Origin of the sequence: Mesorhizobium sp. M7A.T.Ca.US.000.02.2.1 (assembly GCF_003996995.1) — a bacterium.
Taxonomy (GTDB): Bacteria; Pseudomonadota; Alphaproteobacteria; order Rhizobiales; family Rhizobiaceae; genus Mesorhizobium.
Genome location: NZ_RZTT01000280.1, coordinates 1 through 8115, shown reverse-complemented (window position 1 = coordinate 8115; position 8115 = coordinate 1). Strand labels below are relative to the sequence as shown.

Here is an 8115-nt window from a genome sequence, read left to right as displayed (position 1 = left end):
CTCCATCGGCAGCGGACTGCCTTGAATATTTCGGCGGTGCGGTTGCCGCCTACAATGGCGAGTCGGTCGATCTCGGCGGACCCTTCGCCTACACAAGGCGCGAAGCGCTCGGCGTCTGTGTCGGCATCGGCGCCTGGAACTACCCGATCCAGATCGCCGGCTGGAAATCGGCACCGGCGCTCGCCATGGGCAACGCCATGGTGTTCAAGCCATCGGAAAACACGCCGCTTTCAGCACTCGCACTGGCGGAGATCTACAGCGAGGCCGGGCTGCCTGATGGCCTGTTCAACGTGGTGCAAGGCTATGGCGATGTCGGCGCCGGGCTTGTCGGCCACGATGTCGTCGCCAAGGTCTCGGTGACCGGCTCGGTGCCGACCGGCCGCAAGGTGCTGTCGCTGGCCGGCTCGAAGATGAAGCACGCGACGATGGAACTCGGCGGCAAGTCGCCGCTGATCGTGTTCGACGATGCCGACATCGAGAACGCCATTGGCGGCGCCATGCTCGGCAATTTCTATTCGACCGGGCAGATCTGTTCCAACGGCACGCGCGTCTTCGTGCAGAGCGGCATTCACGACCGCTTCGTCGAGCGTCTGATCGAGCGGACCAAGAAAATCCGCATCGGCGACCCGCTCGACCCCGAAACCCAGATGGGACCGCTGGTTTCCAAGGCGCAGCACGACAAGGTAGTGGGATATATCGAGATCGGCAAGCAGGACGGAGCAACGCTTGCCTGTGGCGGCAACGTGCCTTCGCTGCAGGGTTTCCAGGGCGGATTCTTTGTCGAGCCAACGGTGTTCACCGGCGTCACCGACACAATGCGCATCGCCCGCGAGGAGATTTTCGGGCCTGTCATGAGCGTGCTGAAATTCGACGGTGAGGACGAGGTGATCGACCGCGCCAACGACACCGAATTCGGCCTTGCCGCCGGCGTCTTCACGCGTGACCTGCCGCGCGCCCACCGCGTCATTGCCGAGCTGCAGGCCGGCACCTGCTGGATCAACGCCTATAATCTGACGCCGGTCGAAATCCCGTTCGGCGGCTTCAAACAGTCGGGCATCGGACGTGAGAATTCATTGGCGGCGCTGGCACTCTATTCGCAGCTGAAGTCGATCTATGTCGAGACCGGGGATGTGGCGAGCCCGTACTGATCAAGTCCTACGCCTTCGGATCGGCCGTCCCATCCAGATACTGGGTCAGCGCACAGACCAGGTGGTAGAAGATGCTGGCCGGCACGTCCGATGCCAGTGAGCGGCCGCGCTCGTCGATGCGGTCGATCCACAGGCCGAGCGGCGCCGGGTCGATGTGCCAGCGAAACAGCCGGCCGACGCGCGCTTCGATCTCGGGCTTCAGGTCCGGCCCGCCCGAACCATCCAGCGCGATAGCCGCCTTCACCGCTTCGGCCTGCGGCCAGCTGCGTGATATCAGGTCGAGCGGCAGGCCCTGCCGCGAGACGGCGCCATAGGCAAGGCCGGTGGCGCGGTTGAGGCCATTGGCGGTGGCCGACGCGTAAAGTTTTCTGGCAAAGCCGCTCAATTCGGCCTGGCCGCTGCGTCCAGCGAAATCGACCAGCAGCGAGGCCCACTCGAAATGGTGGCCAGGCTCGGTCCATGACCCTTTCTCTCCTGCGGATGGCTTCCATTCGGCATCGAAATACTCGCCAAGCGTCCAGCTTTCCGGATCGAAGAAATGACTTCGGAAGAGGTCGATGATGCGCGCTGCGCGGCGCAGATGGGCGCGCTCGCCAGTCGCCTGATGCCAAGCGAGGAAGGCCTCGAGCAGATGCATATGCGGGTTGGAGCGGCGCTCGCCTTTGCCGTCCGATGTCTCGAGGAAGCCGGTCATGCGGCTGTCTTCGAGATGCGCATCGAGAAAGGCGAAGGTTTCCTCGCCGAGGCGCAAGGCGTCTGGATTGCCAGACATATGCGCATGCGCGAGCGCCAGGAGCACGCAGGAATGATCGTAGGCATCCTCGGTGGCGTCGGCGACCGAACCGTCGACATTCAGCGTCCGAACCCAGCCGCCCTTGTCGGTGCGGCCCTTGCCGGCCATGAAGGCGATGCCGTGGCTGATCAGCCGGTCGGCCGGACCGTCCCAGCCGCGCGCTCGGGCGACGGCGAAAGCATAGACCTGCCTTGCCATGGTGCGCATGCGCTTGGGCTTCATCAGCGGCGAGGCGTCCAGGCCGAGCGCTTCGTGAAAGCCGCCATGGCGTTCGTCGACCCCCGATGTCGACCACAGCGGCAAGGTCTCCTGAAACAGCCAGTGATGCACGCGCCGGCGCCAGGCGCCGCTTTCGATGACGCGGTCATGCGCCGGCGTGAACCTGGTTTCCAGGCGACCCGATTTTTCGAGCTGCTCGACGATCTTCTTGACGTGCTGGCTGTGGCTGACCGGGGCGACGAAGGTGGCATCCGATGTCGAAACGATGGCGATGTCCTTCATGCCGATCGCCGACAGCAGGCGGCCATCACTGCGAATGTAGGAATTCTCGCAATCGATAGCGACGACATCGCCGATGATGACATTGCCCCGGTCGTCGGCGGGGCCGACATCGAGCAGCGACTGCCAGGAGCCGAGATCGTTCCAGCGGAAGCCGGCCGGCACCATGGCGATGTCTTTTGCCCGCTCCATGATGGCGTAGTCGATCGAGTTCGACGGAATGGCGGCGTAGAGTTCTAGCGGCATGTAAAGGCCGGACAGATCCGATGTCGCTGCCCTGTAAGCTGCTTCGGTGGCCAGCCAGATATCCGGCTGGAACGCTATGAAGGCATCACGCATGGCGACGGCGCGAAACAGGAAGATACCGGTGTTCCAGTAGAAATTTCCGGCCTTGAGATAGCTTTGCGCAGTCTCAATATCCGGCTTTTCGACGAAGCGCGACACATCGAAGGTGCCGCCGCTTTCGGCCGCGACCTCGATATAGCCGTAGCCGGTCTCGGGCTGTGTCGGCTTGATGCCGAACACCACCAGCCGTCCACTACGCGCTGCCTCGGTGCCGGCTTCGACGCTCTGCCAGAATTGGCGCGGGGTCGATATCTCATGATCCGACGGCACCACCAGCACCAGGCTGTCACCGAATTCGGACAGCGTGCGCAGCGTCGCCAGTGCGACGGCGGCGGCTGTGTTGCGCCCGGTCGGCTCGAACAGCGGACCGCCGCCGGCGAGGTCGAGACCAGCAAGATCGGCGTGAACGCGATCAGCATGGCGCTCCGCGGCGATCAGGAAGATCGGCGTTTCGCCTTCCGGCCGGGCCGTCAGCCGACGCAAGGTCTTGGCCAGCATCGAGCCATCGCCGGACAGATCGTGGAACTGCTTGGGATTGTCCTCGCGCGACAGCGGCCACAACCTCGAGCCGACGCCGCCGCTCATGACAAAACTGACAATCCGCTCGGTCATTCAACTACCATTCAAAAGGTCTGGTTGTAGGCGCCCACCTCGGGGCTGCGGCGCAGCACGGCGTCGACAGCCTCGAACATCTCCCGTCGACGCTGCGACGACACCGGGCTTTCGACAACCACGACCAGTTCCGGTTTGTTCGACGAGGCGCGCACCAGCCCCCAGGTGCCGTCGTCGGCGACGACGCGCACGCCGTTGACGGTGATCAGGTCTGCGATCTTCTGGCCGGCGAAAACCATTCCATCCCGTTTCATGGTCTGAAAATCGGCAACCACCCGTTCGACCACGCCATACTTCACCTCGTCCGCGCAGTGAGGCGACATGGTCGGCGTGCCGAAGGTCAGCGGCAGCGCGCGATAAAGATCGGCCATCGAACTGCCCGGGCTGCGATCCAGCATCTGGCAGATGGCGATGGCGGTGACCAGCCCGTCGTCATATCCGCGCCCGATCGGCGGATTGAAAAAGAAATGACCTGACTTTTCGAAACCGGCGACAGCACCGAGTTCGGCGACGCGGCGTTTGATGTAGGAATGGCCGGTTTTCCAATAGTCAGTGACGGCGCCATTGGCGCGCAGCATTGCGTCGGTATGGAACAGGCCGGTCGATTTGACGTCGACGACGAAGGTCGAGTTGGGATGCTGGCTGGAAATATCCCTTGCCAGCATCACACCGACCTTGTCGGCAAAAATTTCATTGCCTTCATTGTCGACGACACCGCAGCGGTCGCCATCGCCGTCGAAGCCAAGGCCGATGTCGGCGCCTGATGCCAGCACCTTGTCCCGGATGGCATGCAGCATCCGCATATCCTCGGGATTGGGATTGTAGCGCGGAAATGTATGGTCGAGCTCGACGTCGAGCGCGATGACCTCGCAGCCGATGCGCTGCAACGCCCGCGGCGCGAAGGCGCCGGCGGTGCCATTGCCGCAGGCTGCGACCACTTTCAGCTTTCGGGCGATGCGCTTGTCGCGGGTCAGATCGTCGAGATAGGTCGCGCGAAAGTCGCGGATGAAATCGTAGGAGCCGCCGCCGACGAGATCGAAATCACCTGCCAGCACGATCGCCTTCAGCGCGCTCATCTCTTCCGGGCCGAAGGTCAGCGGCCGCGCAGCACCCATCTTGACGCCAGTCCAGCCATTTTCGTTGTGCGAAGCGGTGACCATGGCGACCGAGGGCGTATCCAAAGCGAACTGGGCGAAATACGCCATCGGCGACAACGCCAGTCCGATGTCCCTCACCCGTGCGCCTGCGGCCATCAAACCGGACACCAGGGCCAGTTTGATCGACAGCGAATAGGAGCGGAAATCATGCCCGGTGACGATATCGGGACCGGCGCCGAGACGGCGGATCAGCGTACCAAGCCCCATGCCGAGCGCCTGGACGCCGATCAGATTGAGTTCCGGTCGTTGCGCGGAGCCGGGATGGCCGAACCACCAGCGCGCGTCATATTCGCGAAAGCCGGACGCCTTGATCAGCGCTTCGGTTTCGAATTCGAAACTGTTGGGCCGGGCGTCGCCAACGATGCTGAAGGACAAGACTAGAAACTCCGAATGGCAGAAATTACGAATTGTCGAGGGCTGCGGCTTAGCACACAAGGCTTTAGGCCACGTTTATTCCGGAAGGGAATCCGGGCCTTTCGGGCAATGCTCGACGAAAGCCGACGAAATGCGACAGAAGTGCCGCCGTGCCGCTTGCAGGAACCAAGTGTGGCGGCTATAAGCCCGCGGTCTGGTCACGGAGTGTAGCGCAGCCTGGTAGCGCACCTCGTTCGGGACGAGGGGGTCGCAGGTTCAAATCCTGCCACTCCGACCAGAGAAAACAAAGAGTTAGCGCATCCCGGCTTCGGCGCTCCACCTGCCGCTCAAGCGAGACTACTCGCGTCCCCCGTCAGTCGGATGGGCGAATTTCTATTCGCCGTGCCTCTGTGACTCGGCCGACAGCGATGCCTGTTGCACTGGACAGTAACCAGACGGTCCAACCGGCCGCCTGATGCCTTCATGCCTGCGCTCGCGGACAGATCCCGGAAAACATCTCAACTGGTACGCGCGTTTCCGCTCAGCGGAGGCCAAAAAAGCTCAAGATCGCTATCACGATGACTACAGCTCCAACGAGCCAAATGATGTTGTTCATGATCTCTCTCCTGCTGCCTGGGGAAGCCCGCGCCTCTGGCGGAGAACGCGGGCCGACCAGCCTTTGCCGACTGATCTGCAGCAGACACCAAATCGTGATCCCGGCTGCGAGAAATAAACCATCAGGCACGCCTAATGTTCCGTCGTGCGTCCCATGATCATAGGGCGCCGGCATCATCACCACGACAGCACTGTCGTGACAGGTTTCGTCCTAACCCATCGGCACCATCCCGCGGTGATCGAGCGACGGGTACTAACGCAGGGATCCGGCCCCGATTCTTGATGGGAGTCGAGTTTGGATGGGAGTGGGGCCACGAGAGGCCTCTTGGCACGCGTCCCGATCATGTGCCCACGACCAGACTTAAGTCCGGCCCCTGCCCGACCGAAGTCCAGGTTGGAAACGCTTGCCCTTGCCCCAAATTCGGGTGGCGGGCAAAAATGATCAATGAAAAACTAAAGAGCAGCAGCATGTCGAACCGTGAGACCAAAAGATCCCATGCCCTGGGCATGCGCATGACAGAGATCAAAGCCAGGATGCAGGAAGCCCAGATTACCGAAGACGAGATGAAGACCTTCCAGAAGGTCGCGGCCATCATGGAGGGCCGCGAGGGCCGAATCGAGATTGACGACCTGATTGCCGCGTCATTCCTCACCGACACGCAGCTGAACAGCCAGAAGCGTTAAGCGACCATGCCGACGATTAGCAGACTTTTTGATTCCCCCGCCGATGCGGCGCGGGTTGCCAGCGACTTGGTGGCGGCCGGAATTCCTCGCGTACAGATCGCCATCATCGGGCCTTACAATGACGAGGCGGGATCTCTTCGGGTTTCCGCTTTGGGATCGTTACTTGGCGCTGCCGCCGGCGTGTTGGCCTGCCTGAGCGCCGTTGCGGCCTATGGCACCAATCCTGTTGCTGCGAGCGTGCTGCCAACAGCGGTGGCGGGTGCGGTCTGTGGCAGCGTTGCCGGCGGTCTGTTTGGAACATTCGCCATGGCCGCCATGAAAGCGGATGGTCAGGAGGTTGCCGAGGGGGTGGTTCTGGTGACGGCGCATGTCGATGAAAATGACGCCGACATCGCTCAGACAGTGCTCGGCGGGCGCCCCCCGTCGACGCTCGTGGCCGAAGCAGCGTAGGAAAGGCCGCCCGGCGTCGCCGGGGCGGGCCCTCTCCGTTCACCAGCGATTGAACCCAACACGCGCCAGATAGCAATTCGAGTGGCTGAGAATGTTCCTGCGCCGGCCGGAAGGCCGGGCCAGTGGCAGGTTCGCGGCCGCATATTTTGACGAAAAGGTGCGTCGGCTTTAGGGTCGATGGACCTGATGGAGTCAGTGAAACGGCGGGCCGAGTGCGACATGAATTTGAATTCAACCACAATCCCGCCCTTGATCCTTGTGATGACGCTGGTTCTCGTCGCTGGCTGTTCATCGCTCGGCAGAACCGTCGATCCAGCGAAATACGATTCGATGACATGCACCGACCTCGACAGTGCGATGGGAGACGTCGCCCGTGACATCTCGCAAACGGCAATCACGCGCGGCAAGGTCACCAACACCAATGTTCCACGCTGGCTGCTCGGCGGCTCACGCGTGAAGACCGCGGTGGCCAACCGCGAAACAGCCAGGATCGACCGGCTTAAGCAGCAACAGGATGCCATTGCCGCTGTGCGAGCGCGCAAGTGCCCGAGGTCCGCGAATTGAGCGGACAGCCAATGCCTCGGTGCCGAGCCCGGTTCAGGCGCTCAGCCGAAATCGCGTCACGTCAATCGCGGCGGCCATCAGCGTCTGCGTGTAGGCGTGCTGCGGATTGCTGAAGATCGCCTCGGTCGGCCCTTCCTCGACGATCTTGCCCTGTTTCATGACGATGATGTAGTCGGCCATGGCGCGCACGACCGACAGATCATGGCTGATGAAAAGATAGGACAATTCGTGGTCCGCCTGCAGCTTGCGCAGCAGTTCGACGATCTGTTTCTGCACAGAGCGATCGAGCGCCGAGGTCGGCTCATCCAAGACCACCAGCCTGGGCTTCAGGATCATGGCGCGAGCAATGGCAATGCGCTGCCGCTGGCCGCCCGAGAATTCGTGCGGGTAGCGATTACGTGCGTTGGGGTCGAGGCCGACCTCGCGCAAGGCCTCGACCGCGCGTTGATCACGCTGCTTGCCTGAAAGATCAGGCTCATGCACCAGAAGTCCTTCAGTGATGACCTGGCCAACGGTCATGCGCGGCGACAGCGAGCCGAACGGGTCCTGGAAGACGAGCTGCATCTGGCGCCGCAGCGGCCGCATCGCCTGCCGGTCGGCTTGGGAGATATCGCGATCGCCGAAACGGATGAGCCCGTCGCTCGGCAACAGCCGCAGCAAGGCGCGGCCGAGGGTCGACTTGCCCGAGCCGGATTCACCGACGATGCCGATGGTCTGGTTGCGCTGCAGCCGGATGGAGATGTGATCGACGGCACGCAGCATCAGCGGTTCACCAGCAAGAAACCCGCCGCCCGCCAATGCCCCGGTGCTGCTCGAAGGCAGGAATGTCGAAGTGACGTTCCTGCCTTCGAGCAGCACCGGGGCATTGGCGGGCGGCGGCGCCTTGCTGCCGGTC

7 protein-coding genes and 1 tRNA gene are annotated in these 8115 nt (G+C 62.6%); 5 read left to right on the top strand and 3 right to left on the bottom strand.

What is annotated here, in order from left to right:
• A partial coding sequence (betB, locus tag EOD15_RS23270) for a betaine-aldehyde dehydrogenase (RefSeq protein ID WP_127408866.1) occupies positions 1-1148 on the top strand: 1148 nt, incomplete at its 5' end.
• 7 nt (positions 1149-1155) lie between these two features.
• Here betB and EOD15_RS23265 read toward each other — a convergent pair.
• Both EOD15_RS23265 and EOD15_RS23260 read right to left on the bottom strand, forming a co-directional pair.
• Positions 1156-3396 (bottom strand): mannose-1-phosphate guanylyltransferase/mannose-6-phosphate isomerase, encoded by a 2241-nt coding sequence (locus EOD15_RS23265; RefSeq protein WP_127322297.1) that lies wholly within the window; start codon positions 3394-3396, stop codon positions 1156-1158.
• Between the two features lie 11 nt (positions 3397-3407).
• On the bottom strand, positions 3408-4928 hold the full coding sequence (locus tag EOD15_RS23260) for a phosphomannomutase/phosphoglucomutase (RefSeq protein ID WP_127408865.1): 1521 nt from the start codon (positions 4926-4928) through the stop codon (positions 3408-3410).
• A gap of 200 nt (positions 4929-5128) precedes the next feature.
• Here EOD15_RS23260 and EOD15_RS23255 point away from each other — a divergent pair.
• The 4 genes from EOD15_RS23255 to EOD15_RS23235 all read left to right on the top strand — a co-directional run bounded on the left by EOD15_RS23255 (position 5129) and on the right by EOD15_RS23235 (position 7220).
• Positions 5129-5205 (top strand) — tRNA-Pro (locus EOD15_RS23255).
• Positions 5206-5990: 785 nt separating this feature from the next.
• Positions 5991-6206: a hypothetical protein gene (locus EOD15_RS23245; RefSeq protein WP_164762022.1), complete on the top strand. Its 216-nt coding sequence runs from the start codon at positions 5991-5993 to the stop codon at positions 6204-6206.
• 6 nt (positions 6207-6212) lie between these two features.
• Positions 6213-6656 (top strand): hypothetical protein, encoded by a 444-nt coding sequence (locus EOD15_RS36915; RefSeq protein ID WP_245463744.1) that lies wholly within the window; start codon positions 6213-6215, stop codon positions 6654-6656.
• A 219-nt stretch (positions 6657-6875) separates the two neighbouring features.
• Positions 6876-7220 carry a hypothetical protein gene (locus EOD15_RS23235; RefSeq protein WP_127322421.1) on the top strand — a complete coding sequence of 115 codons (345 nt, stop codon included), beginning with the start codon at positions 6876-6878 and terminating at the stop codon, positions 7218-7220.
• Positions 7221-7253: 33 nt separating this feature from the next.
• Here EOD15_RS23235 and EOD15_RS23230 read toward each other — a convergent pair.
• The coding region (locus tag EOD15_RS23230; RefSeq protein ID WP_148129623.1) for an ATP-binding cassette domain-containing protein at positions 7254-8115 on the bottom strand (862 nt) is incomplete at its 5' end.